Source organism: Streptomyces sp. NPDC020362 (genome assembly GCF_040642095.1).
Taxonomy (GTDB): domain Bacteria; phylum Actinomycetota; class Actinomycetes; order Streptomycetales; family Streptomycetaceae; genus Streptomyces.
Map to the genome: position 1 here is coordinate 1 of NZ_JBFAET010000181.1, position 18,345 is coordinate 18,345.

Below are 18,345 nucleotides of genomic sequence, written 5' to 3' on the forward strand. Positions count from 1 at the left end.
GGTAGGAGGCGCCTAGCAGGATCCGGTGGCCCAGCCGGGCGCGCAGCAGGTGGTAGACGAGCACGCCGACCACCGCGGCGGCGAAGTGCCCGCTCAGGCCGAGTCCGGCGACGGCGGGGCCGATGCCGTAGTCGGCGCGCAGCGCGGGGATCGCGGGCCCGTACAGGGCCTGCAGGGCCCCGATCACCACGAACGCCGCGCAGGAGGCGACGATCGCCATGGTCGTGAGCAGCGGTTGCGGGGGCCCGGACGCGGCGGGTCTGCGGGCTGTGGACATCGGACTCCTTCAGGACGCCGGATTGAACACACATCGAGTGCGAGGGAAAGTCACAGGCCGGTGAGCATCTCCGGCCAAATCTCTCACGGGTCATGTTTACTTGAACATGATGGATGTTTGTCAATGGGAATCCAGTGCTGATGACCGGTACCCTCGCCGACATGAACGTGATGGAGAGGCACAACTTCGTGATCGAGCTGGTCATGCGCGAGAACCGTGCGACCGTCGCGGACCTCGCCCGCGCGACGGGGGCCTCGGAAATGACGATCCGCCGGGACCTGGAGCTCCTGGAGTCACGCGGTGCGCTGCGCAGGGTGCGCGGCGGCGCGGTGAGCAATGTGCCGGGCGGGGTCGAACCGCCGTACGCGGTCCGCGCGATGGCGGGCGCGGAGGCGAAGGAGCGGCTCGCGCGCACCGTGCTGTCGCTGCTGACGGACGGTGAGACGGTCGCCCTGGACACCGGTACGACCCTGGTGGCCGTCGCGAAGGCCATGGAGGACCGGCAGTTCACGGTCACCCCGCTGTCGCTGCACGCGGCCTTCGCCGTGTCCTCGTACCCCGGCATCCAGTTGCTGCTGCCCGGCGGCCAGATCCGTTCGGGAGAACTCTCCTTCTACGGCCACACGCCCGCCGAGACCTTCAAGGACCTGTGCTTCGACACGTTCGTGCTGGGGTGCTGCGGTGTGGACGCGGCCCGCGGAGCCACCGCGTACAACCTCGACGACGTCCGGGTGAAGCGGGCGGCTCTCGACGCGGCCCAGCGGGTCATCCTGGTGGCCACGGCCGAGAAGCTCGGCCGCACGGCGCTCGGGCGCATCTGCTCGCTGGAGGAGATCGCCCTGGTCGTCACGGACGCCGCACCGGACAACCCGGTGGTGGAGACGATGCAGGCGCGGGGCGTCCAGGTGGTCCATCCGCAGCCCTGAGCGATCGAGGTCCGGGAACCGGATTCTCCCGGGCCCCCTGAGCAGCGGCCGACGGCGGCCTGGATCCCGGGCGTGCCCGGGTTCCGGCCCGCGTCGGCTCCCGCCCTGTCTCGGCTCCCGCCCTGCGTCGGCTCCCGCTCCGCGTCAGCTCTCGATCAGGCGATGGAACTCGACCGTGTCGAAGATGTCCTCCATACGGACCGCCAGTCCGTCCCGCAGCACCCAGGAGTGGACGAACGACAGGGTCGCCGAGGTGCCCCGTACCGAGGTCACCTCGCGCACACCGAACACCGCCACCCGGTCGCCGGCGGCCACGAACTCCCGCGGCTCCAGGCGCATCCCGCCGAGCACGGTGGGGACACGGGCCAGGAACTCCTTGACGCCGTCGTGCCCCCGCTTGGTGCCGCCGAGCCCGTACCCGGCCATCCCGTCGGGATGTACCCACTCGACCTGGGGGTCCAGGGTCTGGAGCAGCGCGCTCACGTCACGGGCGTGGAAGGCCCGGTAGGCGCGCTGGATCAGCCGCAGATTGTGGTCCGCCGCCCCTGCCGCCCCTGTTGTCTCCGACATCTCTGCCGTGTCCGATGTCGCCATCGTCGCTGTCGTCGTCGCCATGCCGTCGGTTCCTTTTCAGACGCTGAGGTGGTCGGGGTGCACGGCGCGCAGCGTGCGCTCGATGCCGTCTCGCCAGCCGACCCGGCACGGGCCGGTCAGCCGGCGGCGCAGGGCCGGGTCGAACTGATAGGTCTCGCGGGTGACCGCACTCGGCACCAGCCGGGCCGGCACGCCGGTGAGGGCCTCGATGTGCCGGATGCAGTCCGTGACGCCGACCGACTCGTCACCGCCCCAGTTCACCAGCGTCGCCGGGACCGACGCGGCCCGCCACAGATGCGGGACCTGGTCGACGAGGTCGTCGGTGTACAGCAGCGAGCACCAGTTCTGGCCCTCCAGCGGTACGGCGATGGGGGCGCCGGCGAGCATCTGCCGGAAGTAGAGCATCGGCACCCCGCCGTAACTGCCCGGTCCGTAGGCGATGTTGAGCCGGGCGATGGTGGTGGGCAGGTCCAGCACCCGGGCGAAGGCGCGCACCGCGCCCTCGGTGGCGAGCTTGCCCATCGGATAGGCGGGCAGCCAGTCCGCGGCACCGTCGACCGGGTCGTCCTCGGTGTACCGGTGGTCCAGGGTCTGCCGCTTGTACAGCGCGCCCGTGGAGACGTACAGAAACGCTTCGGCGGTGCGGCAGTGGTTCATCAGGTGGGCGGTGGCGACCGCGTTGATCTCGGCGGTGGCGTTGAAGTCGCCGTCCTCGCCGCGGCGCACCGCAGCGTGCAGCACATGGGTGAAGTCCTCGGGGAGCCCCTTGAGCGCGTACGGCGACAGGTCGGTCATGTCCCACCGCCAGGTGGTGATCCCGCACCGGGCGAGGTCACGCTCGGCGGCCGGGTCGCCGAACCGGCCCAGGCACCACACGTCGTTGTGCTCGGCCAGCGCCTCGGCGACCGGCCGGGCGACCTGCCCGGTGCCGCCGGTGATCAGGATCTTCGCACCGCGCAGGGGAGAGGCGGTGCCGGTACCGGACGTCGTCATCGGTTTGCTCCCCGTCGGATCGCGATCTCGTCGGCCTCGGCGAGGCGCAGGTCCAGCTCCCGGCGCAGGACGGCCTGGAACTCGGCCACGTGCGCCGGGGCCAGCATGGTGTAGTGCTCGCCGGGTACTTCCAGGTAACGGTTGGGGCCGGTGGTGAACGCGTCCCAGCGGCGCAGTTCGTTGTCGAGCCAGTCCTGCCTGGTGCCGCGCAGCGGTATCGCGTGGAAGACGGTCATGGAGGGAACCGAACCGCTCGGTTCGTAGGCGCGGCCCAGGTCGGTGAGGGAGTCGGCGAGTTCCGCCCAGGCGGCGAACCGGTCGGCGGTCAGGTCGAGTTCGGCGAGCCGGCCGGCCGGGGCGAGTTCGACGAGCCGGGCGACCTGTTCCTCGCGGGGCAGCGGGCGCAGCCGGGCCGGCAGCTCCAGGCTCTGCTTCTTGTCGATGAGTCCCAGGAAGAAGGCCAGGTTCGTCGCCGTCTCGGCGAAGTCCAGTTCCTCCATGCGGTACTTGATGTGCGGCGGCAGGTTGAAGCTGCCGACGAAGTCGACCCGCTCGCCGCGCTCGCGCAGCACCTTGGCGATCTCGAAGGCGACCGCGCCGCCGAAGGAGTACCCGGCGACCGCGTACGGGCCGTGCGGCTGCTGCCGCTGGACGGCGTCGGCGTAGCAGTCCACCATCTGCTCGAACGTCGCGAACGGCTTCTCGCCCTCGTCGAAGCCGCGGGCCCGCAGCGCGTAGAACGGCCGGTCGCCCGTGAAGTACTTGGCGAGGTTGATGAAGACCAGCACCTCGCCCACTCCGGGGTGCACACAGAACAGGGGCGTCTTGTCGCCGCCGGTCTGCATGGGCACCAGCGGGTCGTACCCTTCGGTGCCGCAGGCGGTGCCCGCGTCGAGCCGGGCGGCCAGGGCGCGGACCGTCGGAGCCCTCAGGACCGTGATGACCTCCAGGTTGCCCACCCCGAGCCGCTCGGTGACCCTCGCGCGCAGCCGCAGGATGTCCAGCGAGGTACCGCCCAGGTCGAAGAAGTTGGCGGTGGCGCTGATATCGGCCGGGTCGGTGTCGAACAGCTCGGCGTAGATCTCCGCGAGCGCCTGCTCGGTCGGGCCCTCGGGTGCCGTGTGGCCGCCCAGCATGCGCAGCGTCAGCTCGCGCACGCTCCGCCGCTCGGCGTCGTACGCCCCCTCCTCCAGCCGCCGGCGCATCAGCGAGCGCTGGATCTTGCCCAGGCTGGTCTTGGGGAAGGCCTGCGGGGGCAGCGGCAGGACCAGCGCGGGCCGGAAGCCCCAGTGCAGGACGACGGTGCTGCGGATGGCCATGAGGACCCGGTGCACAGCGGCACCGGCGGTCGCGTCGCCGCCGCCGGTGCCGGGTGCCGTGCCGTCCTCGGGGGTGAAGGCGATGACCAGTTGCTCGGTGTCGCTGCCGGCCGGGCGGACGGGGAAGGCGGCGACGTAGGAGCGGGCGACGCCGTCGAGCGGTTCGAGGACGGACTCGATGTCGTGGCTGAAGTAGTTGACGCCGTTGACGATGATGCTGTCCTTGCTGCGCCCGACCAGGGTCAGCCGGCCCTCGTCGAGCCGGCCCAGGTCCCCGCTGCGGAACCAGCCGTCGGCGGTGAACGCCTCCTCGGTGGCGGCCGCGTTGTTGTAGTACCCCGAGGTGATCATCGGACCGCGCAGCTGGAGTTCGCCCACCCGGCCCTCGGGCAGCGGGCGGTCCTCCGGGTCGGCGATGCGCATCCGCAGGCCCTGCACCGGGGTGCCGAGACTGGCGAACTCCGCGCCCCGGTCGACGTCCGGGAACCCCTTGCGGGAGTACACGCTGCCCGCGCAGGTCTCCGTCATGCCGAAGGCGGGCCACAGCGCGTCCCGGGCCAGCCCGTGGCGGGCGAGGCCGTCGAGGAACGCCTCGCCGGTGGCGACGACCACGGCCTCGCCGCCGCTGATGATGTGCCGCAGCCGGGACAGGTCCAGCCGCTCGCCGCTCGCGCGCAGCCGTTCACCGGCCGCGTTGATCAGACCGAGCAGGAAGTTCGGGGTGAAGGTCATGGTCACGCCGTGCCGGGACATCAGCCGCAGGAACTCCAGTGGTTCCTGGAGGACGACCGGTGCCTCCACGTGCAGCTGGAGGCTGCCCGTGGACAGCGGCAGCAGATGACACTCCAGCAGCGCGGCCACGTGGTCGAAGGAGACCCAGTTGAGGGTGGTGTCCCGGGCGGTGAGCCGGTGGTGGCCGTTCTTGGCGGCCATGGAGGCCAGCAGGTTGGCGTGGCTGAGGACGACCGCCTTGGCGTGGCCGGTCGATCCGGAGGTCAGGACGAGCACGGCGGTGTCCTCGGGCGCCGCCCGGTGGAAGTCGTCCGCGGCGGTCGCCTCGACGGCCTGCAGCTCCTCCAGGGAGGTCACCGACAGCGCTGCCACGGGGGGCAGTTCGGCGGCCAGTGCCTCGCCGGTGACCACGAGGGGCCCGCCGAGCAGCGTGTTCACGTGCTCCAGCTGGGCGCCCCAGCGTTCCCGGTCGCCGCGCAGCGGTGCCATGGGGCACGGGACGAAGCCGCCGAGCACCGCCGCCCAGAACATCGGCAGGAACTCCTGGGGCCGCTCGAGGATCAGCACGATCCGGTCGCCCGGCCGCAGCCCGCGGGCGCGCAGCGCGGTCAGCAGACGGGCGGACTCGGCCAGCAGGTCCGGGTACGACTGGTCCCGGCGGGGCGCGTCGGCCGGGCCGAGGCAGTAGGCGAGACCGGAGGCGTGGTACCGGTCGGCGGCGGTCAGCAGCAGGTCGGCGATAGAACCCGAGGTGGCGCATGCGGGGTTCACGGTCGTCTCTCTCCCTGTCTTCGGCAAACGCGGCGGACACCGGGCGTGCCGGAATCTGAAGGACGTGAAGGAACGGACGTGAGGTGCGGAGTGGGTGACTTATGCGCGCCGGCCGGGCCTGCATGTCGGCCGTCCGGATTTCCTCGGACGTCGTGCGGAATACCGGATCTCGCTGCGGGTTTTCCGGATCACGTCGGCCGTACCGTCCGGCCGGTGTTTTCCGCTGCGGGACGACCGCTTCGGTGCGTGGGGAAAGCGGTGCGCATGTGGCTTGTTGTCACCCCGTCACCGTAGGCTGGTCAAGGCTCAAGGGCCGTTCGAGACAGGGTGGTTGGCCGGAAGGGGACAGCGCTGCGACAGCGAGTGAGGGCAAAGGTCGCGGACCGTGGCGCAACCGGAAGTGGAGGGTCGACTTCGGGGAAGGGGTGTCAGTTTGCTGTCAGCGTTCCTGGAGGAATGCAGTGGCCGACGCGAAAAGTAAGAGGACATGCACGATTGCGCCGGCAGGCTTGATCTTGTTGACCGACTCAGAGTAAACGAACTAGTGTCTGGAGCGAATCTCGACCTCGCCCCCCGCCAAGAAGCTTCGCTATTGAACAGTTCTGATTTCACAGATCTTGGCCGGGGGAGTCCGGAGGGTACGCCGACCGCCGGCGAGCGGTGCGCGTGAGACGCGACCACGTCTCGTGGTTAACCAAGGGGGAAAAGTGACCGGAGCCGTCATCGACTCACCAGGGACGAACCGAGGGCTGGAGACCGGCCCCGGGGACCCTGCGGCCCACGTCGAACAGACGCTGCTGCAGGCACGGGCGCTCATCGAATCCACCGTCTCCCACTACCGGCAGCACCGGCCCAGCGGATCCGACGGCACCCACGCGAGCGTCGCGGTGCCGCGGGAGGCCCTCGTCCAGCTCCTCGGCGAGGCCCGCCACACGGTGTGCGTCGCACTGACCGCGGCCGACGAGTTCAGCGCCACCGTGAAGGCCCTGCTGACCGCGGCCCGGCCCGGCCCCAACGTCCGGGTGCTGTGCGCCACCGCGGTCGTGGACTGCTCCCTGGCCCGGCTCAGCGCCGCGGGCGGCGCCCGCTTCGAAGTACGGTGCTCGGAGGGCGCACTGCGGGACGCGGTCGTGGTCGACGGCGCCCGCGCTCTGGTCCGCACCCTGCCCGGCGACGACGGCGGGGCCCAGGCCACCCTGGTGACCGACACCGCCGCCGTACGCGCCCTGGAGCTGCTCTTCGCCGGAACCTGGTCCCGCTGCCGCCGGCTCGACGACCACCTCGCCCTCGGGCCGCGGCTGCACAGCGAGCTCAGCCGCAGGATCCTGGAACGGCTGCGCTCCGGTCAGACCGACGACGTCGCGGCCCGCGAGCTCAACGTCTCCCTGCGCACCTACCGCCGCCATGTCGCCGAGATCATGCGGGAACTGGGTGCCACCTCCCGCTTCCAGGCCGGAGCACGTGCGGTGGAACTCGGGCTGATGCAGCCGCAGTAGCCGGGCGGCCGAACCGTGCCGTACACCCGCGCACCCCGGGTGTACGGCGGCCCCTCACACATCCGGGTGCCCGTGGCGCACCCGCACGACCTCGCCGGCCGGAGCGCACACGACCCGATCGCGGCCCGGCCGCGCCCACCGGCCGCCGACGGGCAGGCGCGCGACGAGCACGACAGCACGCTCGGCGAGGACAACGGGGAACGGGGAGTACGACGTGTCCGACAGGGCCGAGGACGAGCTGGAGCAGGCGCTCCTGCAGGTGCAGACCCTGATCGAGTCGACGGTGGCCATCCACCGCGACCGCAGCGTCCAGGAACAACGGATCACCGTGATCGACGGCGGCTACCACACGGTGCTGAGACAGGCGCGGGAACTCATCCACGGGGCGGTGCGCACCATCGACATCGTGCACGCCCGGATGCCGGACGCCAAGGACGAGCCGGGCGGCGGCGAGGGAGCCGAACGGCAGCTGATCTACGGGGCGGCCGACTCCGTCACGATCCGGCTGCTCAGCAGTCCCGCGCTGGTCGACGAGGACTTCGTCCGCGAACAGCTCGGCATGGAAAGACCGGTGGCCATCCGTATCGCCCGGGTCCCGCCCCTGCAGGCGCTCATGGTCGACGGCGCCGCCGCGCTCGTCGTCGCCGAGTCCGCCGTCGGGCGCCGCGCCTCCATGATCAGGGCCCCGGAGCTGCTGCACACGCTGTCCACGCTCTTCGAGAACGTCTGGCGCGACGCCGTGCCCGCGGGCGAGCGCATCGTCTTCGGCAACCGCGACCGCAGCGCCCTGGCCCGCCAGATCCTCGCCGCCCTGTGGGCCGGCGTCACCGACGAGGTGGCCGCCCGCGACCTGGCCGTCTCGGTGCGCACCTACCGCCGTCATGTCGCCGAGATCATGGCCCTGCTCGGCGCCAACTCCCGCTTCCAGGCCGGGGTCCGGGCCGCCGAACTCGGCCTGCTGCCCCCGGCCGCACCGCCCGGCGGCCGCCCCGGCACCCGGCAGTGACCTCGCCGCTGGCAGCTTCCTGAAACCTCTGTTGCCGCCCGGCGCGCACCGACAGTTGTATGGAGCGCGAGAAAGGGATTCACCCCTCGCGGGGCTTTCCTGAATTCCTTCCCCGGCAGCGACCGAGAATCCCCCGTTTCCGGTCCGCCGGTGTGCGGGGATCCGCGCCTTCCCATCCCGGCGCGGATCCCCGCCCCACCCCGGTGAATTCACGCGGAAGGCGGGTCCATGAGTCGCATGCCTATCGCCCTGCTGTTTCCAGGGCAGGGATCACAGAAAGAGGGCATGGGGGAACCCTGGCGGGACACCCCGTCCTGGGAACTGGCCCAGGACATCTCCGAGGTGACCGGAGAGGACATCGAGGAACTTCTGCTGCACACCCCGGGCGATCGGCTGCGCCGTACCGACCTGGCCCAGCTCGCCGTGTTCAGCCTCTCCGTGATCGCCCATGCCGAGGCGGTGCGCCGCGACGTGCTCGGCGGCCCGGTGGCCGCCTGCGCGGGGCACAGCCTGGGCGAGTACGCCGCCCTGGTCGCCGCCGGCGCGCTCACCGTGCCCGAGGCGGCCGTACTCGTCGCCGCCCGGGGCCGGGCCATGCGCAAGGCCGCCGAGGCCCGCGAGGGCACCATGGGCGTCCTCGTCGCCGCGCCCCTGGACGAGGTGAGCGCTCTGACCGAACGGGTACGGGCCGACGGTTTCGAGCTCTGGGTCGCCAACGTCAACGCCCCCGGCCAGACCGTGGTCTCCGGCTCCGCCGACGGTATCGACCGCATCGCCGACCAGGCGCCCTCCATCGGCGCCAAGCTGATCCGGCTCCAGGTCGGCGGCGCCTTCCACAGCCCGTACATGGCGCCTGCCGCCGAGACCCTGCGCACCGCCCTGAAGGACACCGCCTTCGCGCCGGTCCATCTGCCCGTCGTGGCCAACGTGGACGCCGAGGCACACGCCGCCCACAGCGACTGGCCCGACCTCGGCACCCGCCAGCTCACCTCCCCGGTGCTGTGGGAGCAGAGCGTGCACACCCTCGTCGGCCGCCCGCTCGGCTGCGGACGCCTCGTCGAACTCGGGCCCGGCCGCACCCTGGCCGGCCTGGTGCGGCGGATCACCCCGGACACCGAGGTCGTGTCGCTGGACGCGCCGGGCGCCCTGGACTGACCACTGACACGCACAAGGAGACCAACCCACCATGGCACTTGGCACCGAAAGCATCTGGCTGCGCAGGCACGCCACTGCCGCGCCGCCCCGGCTGCGGCTGCTGTGCCTGCCGCACGCGGGTGGCTCGGCCGGCTTCTTCCACGACTGGGGGCACGCCTTCGGTGACGACGTGGAGGTTCTTGCCGCCCGCTACCCGGGCCGGCAGGAACGCATCGCCGATGATCTTCCCGGCAGCGTCGAGGAGCTCGCCGACGGCCTCGCCGAAGAACTGCCGCCCCTGCTGGACACTCCTCTGGCAGTCTTCGGCCACAGCATGGGCGCGTCCATCGGATACGAACTCGCGCTGCGGCTCCGGGACCGCCACCAGGTGAGCCCACAGCTGCTGATGGTCTCCTGCCGCAAGCCCCCGCACCTGCTGACCCCGCGCACCGCCGCCGTCGCCGACGACGCCGCGCTCATCGCGGAGGTACGGCGCCTGGGCGGCACCGACGGCGCGCTGCTCGCCGACCCGGACCTGCGCGAGCTGGTGCTCCCCGCGATCCGCGCCGACTTCGCCGCGGTCGCCCGCTACGGCGCCAGGCCCGGCGTCCCCCTGGACTGCCCGGTGGCCGGTTACCTCGGTGCCGGCGACCCGGACGTCTCCGCGGACGACATGACCGGCTGGGCCGCCGTGGCACCGAGGGGCTTCGGCCTCACCGTGCTGCCCGGCGACCACTTCTACCTGGTGGCCCAGCGCGACGCCCTCGTCGCGGACATCCGCGCACGGCTGGCGGCACAGTGGTGAGCACCGCGACCCAGCCCCGGCGGACCAGCGGGGTCGGGGTACTCGACAAGGCGGCGTCACTGCTGGACATCGTCGAGGGCGGCCCCGCCTCGCTCGGCGATCTCGTCACCTTCAGCGGCCTGCCCCGGCCGACCGTGCACCGCCTCGCCCTCGCCCTGGAGCAGCACGGACTGCTCACCCGCGACCGGCACGGCCGCTGGGTGCTCGGCCCCCGGCTCGACTCGACCACCGTCGGTGTGCACAACGACCGGCTCGCGATGGCCGCCGGACCGGTCCTCGCCGAACTGCACACCATGACCGGCCTGGACGCCCGCCTCTACCGACGCCGCGACGGGATGCAGATCTGCGTCGCCGCCTCCATCGGCCCCACCGGGCGCCCCGGAGCGGTGCCCGTCGGCGCGATCCGGCCGGCCTCCGCCGGGCCGATCGCCCAGGTACTGCTGGCCTGGGCGGAACCCGACGAGCTGTACCAGGGACTGAACTCCGCCCGGTTCACCGCCGCCCAGCTCACCGTCGTACGCCGCCGCGGCTGGGCCTACGGGCCGGACGCGGTGCCGCCCGGCAGCGTCTCCTACGCCGTACCGGTGTGTGCCGGGGACGGCCGGATCGCCGCCGCGCTCGCCCTGACCGGGCCCGCCGCGCGCATGCCCGAGGTGCCCACGCGCCGGCTCGGCGGTGCCATGTTCGACGCGGTGGCCGGCCTGACCGACGCATTGCTGCGGCTGCGCCCGGATTTCCAGCCGGCCTGACCGGGCATCGCCCGAATTCCCTTGCGGCGATGGCAGCTTGTTGCAGCCGTCATTGTGGGGGAACAAGCTCCTCCCGCACCATTTCCATAGCGATCAAAAACGTGCCGCATACCGATTCGCATGAATTTCGCGGCCCATGAGAAAAGGGGTAAGAGCGTGTCGACTGTCACGCGCGACGAGCGTCTGGAAACCATCAAGGAAATCGTCTGCGACATTCTTGAGATCGAGGAGGACGAGGTCACCGAGGTCAGTCTTTTCAAAGAGGAGCACAACGCCGACTCGCTCCGCGCCATCGAGATTCTCGCCGCCCTGGAGAAGGAGTTCGGCGTCGTCATCAACCAGAGCGAACTGCCCCGCATGGTGAACCTCAAGGGCGTCTACGAGGTCGTCTCGGAGCCGGCCGGCTGGTAGTCGAACCGCTCACGCGGACTGGGAGGTTGGCATGACGACGGCAGTGAGCGGCCCCGGCCGGATACGGCCGGAGCGGCACCGGGTGGTCCTCACCGGACTCGGGGTGGTCTCCAGCATCGGACTCGGCGCGAAGGAGTTCCTCCAGGGACTCAGCGAGGGCCGCAGCGGTGCCCGGCCCATCACCGTGTTCGACACCGAGGGCTTCACCCACGCGAACGGGTGCGAGATCACGGAATTCGACCCGCGGGACTGGATCAGCACGCTCGACGTGGAACAGCTCGGCCGAGCCGCGCAGTTCTCGACGGCGGCTGCCCGGATGGCCCTTCAGGACTCCGGTCTCGACCTGACCTGGCTGCGCGGCCGGCGCGGGCTGATCTCCATCGGCACCACCGACGGCGAGAGTTACGATCTCGACCAGCTGGTCGAGCACGAACTCTCCCACGGCACAGGCACGTTCGACCCCGCGGTCGCCCGGCGGATACCGGCCGGGCGACTGTCGGTGGCCATCGCCCAGGAACTGGGCCTGAGCAATGTGGAGGCACTCACCATCCCCACCGCCTGCTCGGCGGGGAACTACGCCATCGGCTACGGCTTCGACGCCGTCAGCTCCGGCGAGGCGGACTTCGCCTTCTGCGGCGGCGCCGACGCCATGTGCCGCAAGACCTTCACCGGCTTCTACCGGCTCGGCACCATCGCCCCCGACCGCTGCCAGCCCTTCGACGTCGACCGCAAGGGCATCCTCACCGGGGAGGGCGCCGGCGTCCTGGTCCTGGAGCGGCTGGAGACCGCCCTGGAGCGCGGCGCCACCATCTACGCCGAGGTGCTCGGCTACGGCCTCAACTGCGACGCCCACCACCAGGTGGCGCCCGACCAGGACAGCGTCGCGGGCCTCATGCGGCTCGCCCTGGACAACGCCGGCGTCGCGCCGCACGAGGTGGACCTCATCTCCGCCCACGGCACCGGCACCAAGGCCAACGACATCACCGAGGCGGGCGCCATCCGCCAGGTCTTCGGAGACACCCCTCCCCGCACCGTCTCCATGAAGTCGATGCTCGGCCACAGCATGGGCGCTGCCAGCGCGCTCGGCGCCATCGGCTGCGCCCTGGCCATCAAGAACCGTTTCATCCCGCCCACCATCAACCACGTCACCACCGACCCCGAGTGCGACGTCGACTGCGTACCGAACCACGCCGTGGAAGCCGACCTGCGGATCGTCCAGAACAACGGGCTGGCGTTCGGCGGCAACAACGCGGCGGTGCTGCTCGGCCGGTACGACGCCGACACGGCCGGCGCCGGCACGGTGGCCGAGACGAACGACGCGATCAGGGAGGCGTCATGACGAACCGTCCCATCGTCGGTATGGGCGCGGTCGCCGCCACCGGCCACGGTGTCGACGAACTCTTCGACGCCCTGTGCCGCGGCACCACCGGCCGCGCCGAACTGCGCGGCTTCGACCGCAGCAGGTTCCGCGCCCAGCACGCCTACGAGGTCGACGACCGGCCGGCGGCCGGCCAGGACATACCGGGCCGGGCGACGCGGCTGCTGCTCGACGCGGTCGGCCAGGCGGCCGCCGACGCCGGCCTCGGCGAGGACCTCAGCGGCATCCCCGTGCTGGTCGGCACCGGCCTGAGGGAGCTGCGCTCGCTGGAGCTGTGGTGGCGCGACGGCTCCCCGTTCGCCGACTCCGGGCTGCACTTCGGCACCGGGCTGCGCGAACGCTTCAACGCCGACGTCACCCACACCTTCTCCAACGCCTGCTCCGCCTCGCTGTACGCGCTGGCGCTCGCCTCCGACCTGCTCGACCAGGAGGGCGACGGCGCTCCCGACACCGTGATCGTCGCCGGTGTCGACGTGCTCACCGAGTCCATGTACGGGCTCCTGGAACGCGTCCACCCCCAGCCCCCGGACCGGGTACGGCCCTTCGACCGCAACCGCACCGGCGTCCTCATGGGCGACGGAGCCGCCGCCGTCGTCCTGCGCCGCAGCGACGACGGCACCCGCCGGGTGCACGGTCGGCTGCGCGGCGTCGCCGTCAACTGCGACGCCTACCACGTCACCGCGCCGTCCCCGGACGGCATCGCCCAGGCCATGCGCACGGCCCACCGGATCGCCGGCGTCAAGCCGTCCGACATCGACCTGGTGATGCTGCACGGCACCGGCACCCTGCTCAACGACGAGGCGGAGGCCGCCGCCCTGCGGGAGGTGCTCGGCGAGGACGCGGCCGCGCCGCTGATGACCGCCGTGAAGTCCATGACGGGTCACACCTCCGGCGCCTCCGGACTGATCAACCTGATCGTCGGCGTCCGCGCCCTGCAGGAGGGCCGGGTGCCCCCCACGGTGGGCCTGGACGACCCGGTCGACGAGGCAGCTGCGTTCCGCTTCGTCACCGGCGAGGCCGCCGTCGGCCGCCAACTCAACGTGGCCCAGCTCAACGCCTTCGGATTCGGCGGCATCAACGCCGTCGCCCTTGTGGAGGGGACCCGATGACCGACGCGACCACCGAAGCCACCGTGGTGGTCTCCGGCGCCGCCGTACTGCTGCCGGGCGCCGACACCGTACGGGCCCTGGCGGACGGACCGGCCCCCGGCGCGGCCCCCGTCGAACCGGCCGACCACGTCGGCCGCAAGGGCCTGCGCTACAAGGACCGGGCCACCCAGCTCGGCTACGCCCTCACCGCCGCCGCCCTGCGGGACGCCGGACTGCTCGGCGAGGACGGCCTGACGGTGCCCGCCGAGACCACCGGCATCGTCGCCAGCTCCAACTTCGGCAACCTGGACACCGTGGCCCGGGCCCTCGACACCATCCGCGAGGAGACCGTCACCGCCACCAGCCCGATGGACCTGCCCAACGCCTCCAGCAACGTCATCGCCTCCTCGGCAGCCATCCGCTACGGGCTGCGCGGCCCGAACCTGATGGTCTGCAACGGCGAGACGTCCGGCCTGGACGCCGTGCACTGGGCGGCCACCATGATCGCGGCCGGCCGTGCCGACCGCTTCCTGGTGCTCGGCGTCGAACCCGACAACGAGGTCGTACGCCGCCTCCTGGGCGGCCGCCGCGCCGTCGACGGCGGAGCGGCCCTCGTCCTGGAGGCCCGAGCCGCCGCCACCCGGCGCTCCGCCACCGTCCGCGCCGTACTCGGCGCCTACCGCAGGGCGGCGGACGAGACGCACCCGTCGGCCGGCCACTGGGAACCGCCCGCGCACCTCGGCAGCGCTTCCGGCGCGTACGGGGTGCTGCAGGTGGCCGCCGCCGTCGGCTGGTTCGACGCGGGCCGGCGCGAGCCGGTCCGGGCCGTGGCCGGCGGCGCGGACCACGACGCCGGGGCGGGCCTGCTGCTGCTCGCGCCCGAAGCCGCCTGAGACCGGCGAGGAGAAGATCCCGTGAACACGCACATCGACCTGCGACCCGTCTCCGTCGAACAACGCACCGACGGCAGCGGCCCCCGCGTCCTGCTGCTGCACGGCCTGGCCGCCAACGACAGCGTCTGGGAGCGCACCCTGCCGCTGCTGCCGGACGGGTGCCGGCTGTGGACCGCCCGGCTGCCCTGGCGCACCGAGACCATCGCCGACTGGGACGAGCAGCCCAACCTGCGCGGCCGGCTCGCCCAGGCGCTGACGGCCGTGCCCGGCGGCGCCGAGGTGGTGGTCGCCCACTCCATGGCGGCCAATGTCCTGCTGGACCTCCTCGACCAGAAGCAGCGGGGCGGCGTCGACGCGTTGCACCGCTTCGGCATCCGGGCCCTCGTCCTGGTGTCGCCCTTCTACCGGGCCGCCGCCGACGAGTTCGACTGGAGCACCATCAGCTACTACCTCAACGACTTCCACCTGATCATGGAGGAGGGGATCCGCGTCCACTCGGGCGGCCGGCTCCCCGCCGACGTCCAGCAGGCCATGGGCGAGCGGGTGCGCGACCGGGTCGGCCCGCACGGCTGGCTGCGGTTCTTCGACCTCTACCTGCGCACCCCCGCGCTGGAGACCGGCCGCATCACCGTGCCCACGCTGGTCCTGGGCGGCGAGACCGACTTCGCCGCCCACCCCGAGGAGAGCCTCGCGCTCGCCGGGGCGCTGCCCGAGGCCACCGCCCGCATCCTGCCCGGCTGCGGACACTTCCCGATGATCGAGGCGGCCGAGGAGTTCGCCGCCGAGGTCAGCAGTTTCATCAACTCGACCCTGGGCCTCTCCCTGCACGGGGGAGCCGTCCCTGTCCACACACTGGAGCCCCAGCGATGACCCTCGTCACGGACACCGCCGTCAAGGCGCTGCTCACCACCGCCACCACCACGCAGGTGCGCCCCCGCTACGAGGGCTCCAACATCTGCACCTGGATCGGCTTCAAGCACGTCAACTACCTCGTCGAGGAAGCCGTCCTGGACCACTTCCGGCAGGCCGGACTGCCCGCCCGGGCGCTGTACGAGGAGCACGGCCTCGGCCTGGACCTGGTCTCCATCGACACGCGCATCCTGCACGCCTTCCACATGGACGACGTCGCCGAGGCGCACGTCGTGCCCTGGACCAAGGACGACGACGCGACCCTCGGGTTCAAGGTGACCGTCCAGTTCGAGCGGGACGGCGAGATCCACAAGGCCGTCACCTCCAAGGTCCGCGTCTCGCTGCGGATGGACACCTATCTGGAGGCGGCCGGGGAGGTGCCCGAGCAGCTCGCCCGGTTCGCCCTCGCCCGCCTCGGCGACGACCTCGGGCACGAGCCGGGCGACGCGGCCCCGGCCGAGGAGGAGATCCTCGCCTCGCTGACCGCCGGGCAGAACGCCTACGCCTGGAAGTGGAACATCCCCTACCCGTACTGCCACTTCACCGAGCGCATCCAGATGTCGGGCTACCTGCGGCTGATGGAGGAGGGCAAGGACCGCTTCGTCGCCGACCGCGGCATCTCCATCAAGACCCTGCTGGACGACCGCCGCTGGATCCCCGTCGTGCCCCGCTCCGACATCCGCATCCTCGACGAGGCACTGATGGAGGAGGACCTGTACACCGTGTACACGGTGGAGGAGGTCTTCAAGGACTTCACCTACACCTCCCGCATGGACTGGTACGTGCTGCGCGACGGCAAGCTGGTGAAGACCGCCACCGGACGCATCGTCCACGGGTACGCCCTGATCGAGAACCGCCGGGACTGGAAGCTCGTCAACTTCGACCAGCGCGTCCTGGACGCCCTCAACGGCAAGGCGCAGCAGGCGTGACGGAGCACGCGGCCGGCGGTGCCGACTGGGAGAGCAGCACCCCACGGCTGCTGCTCGTCGAGAGCCAGGCAGGCACCACCGCGGACACCGGGTTCCGGCGCGACGCGGTCACCCAGGTGATCACCGGACAGTCCGCCCTGCTCTTCCTGGTCCAGGAAGGCGTCGTGCTCGCGGTGCCGGGCAGCGACACCGACCTGGACCGGTTCCAGAAGGAGGGCGGGGTGCTCGCGGCGGACAGCTTCTCCCTGGCCCAGCACGGGCTCGACACCGCGGGCCTCAGGCCCGAGCTGCGCGTCGTCGGGATGGACGTGGTGGCGGGCTGGATCCTCGATCCGTCGGTCCGGGTGGTGTGGCATTAGGTGGCCAGGCAGATTCCGCACACCGATGTGCTCCTCACCCTCATGGGCGCCCCGCACGCCGGCGACCAGGTCACCAGCGCGCTGCGGCTCACCCAGGCGCTGCTGGAGCGCGGCGCCGCCGTCCAGGTGTGGACGTGCGGGTACGCCACCCTGCTGACCCAGCGTGGGCAGGGCCCGGACAAGCCGCGCAACCTGGCCGAGTGGAACCGGAGTTACCCGTCCCTGCCCGGGCTGGCCGAGGAACTGCTGCACGCCTTCCCGGGGCGACTGCACTGGTACGGCTGCCGGTTCTGCAGCGACGACCGGGGCGTGGTGGAACACCTGCCCCAGGTGGTGCTCCGGCCGCCCGCGGGTTACGCGGCCAACGTCGCCGCCGCCGACAAGACCCTGCTGATCGGAGTGATCTGATGGATCATCGGTCACCTGCAGGTCAGCGGGTGCTGGCGATCGTGGAGCGCGGATACCGCGGCGCCCTGGACAAGCAGTTCTTCGACGAGCTCTATCTCGCCACCGAACTGCACCGGCAGCTCGGCGGCCTGGACATCCTGCTGCGCGGCGCCGCCGTCACCTATGCGCTCGACGCACCGCCGCCACCGGCCCTGCGCATCGGCGAACGCACCGTCGACACCGTCACCGACCCCCGCGCGGGCCTGCGCTCGCTGCTCGCGGCGGGAGTCGGCGTATGGGTCGAGGAACCCGCACTCGCGGCACTCGGCTCACCCCGCCGGCCCCTGCCCGGCATCCGGCTCGCCGGGGAGGGAGAGGTGGCGGCCCGCTGGCAGGACTACCGGATGGTCTTCTTCCTCTGACCCGCCGGACCTCCGCCTGCATCGCCCTTCGCGCCGCAGGCTCCGCCCCCCCGCATCGCCCTTCGCGCCGCAGGCCCCGGCCTTCCCGCCCCGGCCTCAAGGATCCCCGGACCACCGAACACCTGAGTCTCCGAACACGACGAACGCTACGAACGCTCCGAACGGAAGGAACACGTGACGGTCATGACCATTCCCGCCACGGACACCGGGCACCCGGTGATCACTGCTTGGTCGGCCGTGTCGCCGTACGGCATCGGCAGGGACGCGTACGCCGCGGGCCTGCGCGAGCGGCGCGGCACCGTCACCGGCCTCGGTCCCGAGCACGGAACCACCCCCGACGGCGTCGGCTGCGTCGTGCCCTCCTTCAGCGTGCGCGAGGTGCTCGGCAAGAAGGGAACCCGCTCCATGGACCGGGTCACCGGGCTCGCGGTGACCGCCGTCGGTGCACTTCTCGACGACGCCGAGCGCAACCGGGCCGTGGGCACCGGCGAGGGCGCCGCGTTCACCCTCGGCACCACCACCGGAAGCGCCCAGTCGATGATGGACTTCACCCGCGACTCGCTCACCGGCGAGCAGCCCTTCTTCGTCGACCCGGCGCGCTTCCCCAACACCGTGATGAACTGCGCCGCGGGCCAGAGCGCCATCTGGTACCAGCTCAAGGGCCCCAACGCGCCGCGCGGTCGAGTCCCGTCCGCACACCCGGCTCCGCGGCCAGTGCCCCGAGGGAACGCCAGGTGCGGCGGACGGATCCGGACACGTCCCGCCAC

At 71.8% G+C, this 18,345-nt stretch carries 19 protein-coding genes and 1 pseudogene; 16 read left to right on the forward strand and 4 right to left on the reverse strand.

All coding sequences use genetic code 11. The features are described 5' to 3' along the window. A pseudogene (locus AB0H32_RS38215) lies at positions 1–277 on the reverse strand (MFS transporter); the annotation flags it as partial. A gap of 140 nt (positions 278–417) precedes the next feature. Here AB0H32_RS38215 and AB0H32_RS38220 point away from each other — a divergent pair. Next, positions 418–1,203 (forward strand): DeoR/GlpR family DNA-binding transcription regulator, encoded by a 786-nt coding sequence (locus AB0H32_RS38220; protein WP_361130920.1) that lies wholly within the window; start codon positions 418–420, stop codon positions 1,201–1,203. A 144-nt stretch (positions 1,204–1,347) separates the two neighbouring features. On the opposite strand, the gene AB0H32_RS38225 is transcribed toward AB0H32_RS38220, so the two are convergent. Genes AB0H32_RS38225 through AB0H32_RS38235 form a run of 3 tightly spaced genes read right to left on the reverse strand, consistent with a single transcriptional unit; the run spans position 1,348 to position 5,612 of the window. Further along, positions 1,348–1,818 carry a nuclear transport factor 2 family protein gene (locus AB0H32_RS38225; protein ID WP_361130923.1) on the reverse strand — a complete coding sequence of 157 codons (471 nt, stop codon included), beginning with the start codon at positions 1,816–1,818 and terminating at the stop codon, positions 1,348–1,350. A gap of 15 nt (positions 1,819–1,833) precedes the next feature. Beyond that, positions 1,834–2,790, reverse strand: coding sequence for an NAD(P)-dependent oxidoreductase (locus tag AB0H32_RS38230; protein ID WP_361130926.1), 957 nt, complete (start codon positions 2,788–2,790; stop codon positions 1,834–1,836). Then, on the reverse strand, positions 2,787–5,612 hold the full coding sequence (locus tag AB0H32_RS38235) for a non-ribosomal peptide synthetase (RefSeq protein ID WP_361130929.1): 2,826 nt from the start codon (positions 5,610–5,612) through the stop codon (positions 2,787–2,789). The genes AB0H32_RS38230 and AB0H32_RS38235 overlap by 4 nt, the downstream gene beginning before the upstream one ends. Before the next feature lie 707 nt (positions 5,613–6,319). Between AB0H32_RS38235 and AB0H32_RS38240 the strand changes: the two genes are divergently transcribed. The 15 genes from AB0H32_RS38240 to AB0H32_RS38310 form a co-directional block, all read left to right on the forward strand. Further along, complete coding sequence (locus AB0H32_RS38240; protein WP_361130932.1) at positions 6,320–7,108, forward strand: LuxR C-terminal-related transcriptional regulator; 789 nt, start codon at positions 6,320–6,322, stop codon at positions 7,106–7,108. Positions 7,109–7,322: 214 nt separating this feature from the next. After that, the gene (locus AB0H32_RS38245) at positions 7,323–8,114 is read left to right on the forward strand and encodes a LuxR family transcriptional regulator (RefSeq protein WP_361130935.1); all 792 of its coding nucleotides are present in this window, start codon (positions 7,323–7,325) and stop codon (positions 8,112–8,114) included. Positions 8,115–8,399: 285 nt separating this feature from the next. Next, the gene (locus AB0H32_RS38250; RefSeq protein WP_361130938.1) at positions 8,400–9,269 is read left to right on the forward strand and encodes an ACP S-malonyltransferase; all 870 of its coding nucleotides are present in this window, start codon (positions 8,400–8,402) and stop codon (positions 9,267–9,269) included. 31 nt (positions 9,270–9,300) lie between these two features. Next, entirely contained in the window at positions 9,301–10,053 is a 753-nt protein-coding gene (locus AB0H32_RS38255; protein ID WP_361130941.1) for an alpha/beta fold hydrolase, read from the forward strand. Beyond that, a complete protein-coding gene (locus AB0H32_RS38260) occupies positions 10,050–10,802 on the forward strand; it encodes a helix-turn-helix domain-containing protein (protein ID WP_361130944.1) in 753 nt (250 codons plus the stop codon). The genes AB0H32_RS38255 and AB0H32_RS38260 overlap by 4 nt, the downstream gene beginning before the upstream one ends. 156 nt (positions 10,803–10,958) lie before the next feature. After that, the gene (locus tag AB0H32_RS38265; RefSeq protein WP_361130947.1) at positions 10,959–11,213 is read left to right on the forward strand and encodes an acyl carrier protein; all 255 of its coding nucleotides are present in this window, start codon (positions 10,959–10,961) and stop codon (positions 11,211–11,213) included. Between the two features lie 31 nt (positions 11,214–11,244). Next, on the forward strand, positions 11,245–12,552 hold the full coding sequence (locus tag AB0H32_RS38270) for a beta-ketoacyl-[acyl-carrier-protein] synthase family protein (RefSeq protein ID WP_361130950.1): 1,308 nt from the start codon (positions 11,245–11,247) through the stop codon (positions 12,550–12,552). Further along, positions 12,549–13,700 (forward strand): beta-ketoacyl synthase N-terminal-like domain-containing protein, encoded by a 1,152-nt coding sequence (locus AB0H32_RS38275; RefSeq protein ID WP_361130953.1) that lies wholly within the window; start codon positions 12,549–12,551, stop codon positions 13,698–13,700. Before AB0H32_RS38270 ends, AB0H32_RS38275 begins: the two co-directional genes overlap by 4 nt. After that, positions 13,697–14,572 (forward strand): beta-ketoacyl synthase N-terminal-like domain-containing protein, encoded by an 876-nt coding sequence (locus AB0H32_RS38280; RefSeq protein WP_361130956.1) that lies wholly within the window; start codon positions 13,697–13,699, stop codon positions 14,570–14,572. Before AB0H32_RS38275 ends, AB0H32_RS38280 begins: the two co-directional genes overlap by 4 nt. Positions 14,573–14,593: 21 nt before the next feature. Then, positions 14,594–15,442, forward strand: a complete 849-nt coding sequence (locus AB0H32_RS38285; RefSeq protein ID WP_361130959.1) for an alpha/beta fold hydrolase — start codon at positions 14,594–14,596, stop codon at positions 15,440–15,442. Next, positions 15,439–16,410, forward strand: a complete 972-nt coding sequence (locus AB0H32_RS38290; protein WP_361130962.1) for a hypothetical protein — start codon at positions 15,439–15,441, stop codon at positions 16,408–16,410. The genes AB0H32_RS38285 and AB0H32_RS38290 overlap by 4 nt, the downstream gene beginning before the upstream one ends. After that, on the forward strand, positions 16,407–16,769 hold the full coding sequence (locus tag AB0H32_RS38295) for a hypothetical protein (protein ID WP_361130965.1): 363 nt from the start codon (positions 16,407–16,409) through the stop codon (positions 16,767–16,769). The genes AB0H32_RS38290 and AB0H32_RS38295 overlap by 4 nt, the downstream gene beginning before the upstream one ends. After that, positions 16,770–17,177, forward strand: a complete 408-nt coding sequence (locus AB0H32_RS38300; RefSeq protein ID WP_361130968.1) for a hypothetical protein — start codon at positions 16,770–16,772, stop codon at positions 17,175–17,177. Further along, the gene (locus AB0H32_RS38305) at positions 17,177–17,578 is read left to right on the forward strand and encodes a hypothetical protein (RefSeq protein ID WP_361130971.1); all 402 of its coding nucleotides are present in this window, start codon (positions 17,177–17,179) and stop codon (positions 17,576–17,578) included. Before AB0H32_RS38300 ends, AB0H32_RS38305 begins: the two co-directional genes overlap by 1 nt. A 183-nt stretch (positions 17,579–17,761) precedes the next feature. After that, positions 17,762–18,345, forward strand: a 584-nt coding sequence (locus AB0H32_RS38310) for a beta-ketoacyl synthase N-terminal-like domain-containing protein (RefSeq protein ID WP_361130975.1), incomplete at its 3' end; no start/stop codon positions are given.

Bases quoted from the DNA above. Each gene is read 5' to 3' on its own strand.
- AB0H32_RS38275 (WP_361130953.1), top strand. From the start codon at position 12,549: ATGACGAACCGTCCCATCGTCGGTATGGGCGCGGTCGCCGCCACCGGC.
- AB0H32_RS38230 (WP_361130926.1), bottom strand. From the start codon at position 2,790: ATGACGACGTCCGGTACCGGCACCGCCTCTCCCCTGCGCGGTGCGAAG.
- AB0H32_RS38250 (WP_361130938.1), top strand. From the start codon at position 8,400: ATGGGGGAACCCTGGCGGGACACCCCGTCCTGGGAACTGGCCCAGGAC.
- AB0H32_RS38225 (WP_361130923.1), bottom strand. From the start codon at position 1,818: ATGGCGACGACGACAGCGACGATGGCGACATCGGACACGGCAGAGATG.
- AB0H32_RS38280 (WP_361130956.1), top strand. From the start codon at position 13,697: ATGACCGACGCGACCACCGAAGCCACCGTGGTGGTCTCCGGCGCCGCC.
- AB0H32_RS38270 (WP_361130950.1), top strand. From the start codon at position 11,245: ATGACGACGGCAGTGAGCGGCCCCGGCCGGATACGGCCGGAGCGGCAC.
- AB0H32_RS38290 (WP_361130962.1), top strand. From the start codon at position 15,439: ATGACCCTCGTCACGGACACCGCCGTCAAGGCGCTGCTCACCACCGCC.
- AB0H32_RS38255 (WP_361130941.1), top strand. From the start codon at position 9,301: ATGGCACTTGGCACCGAAAGCATCTGGCTGCGCAGGCACGCCACTGCC.
- AB0H32_RS38305 (WP_361130971.1), top strand. From the start codon at position 17,177: ATGGATCATCGGTCACCTGCAGGTCAGCGGGTGCTGGCGATCGTGGAG.
- AB0H32_RS38220 (WP_361130920.1), top strand. From the start codon at position 418: ATGACCGGTACCCTCGCCGACATGAACGTGATGGAGAGGCACAACTTC.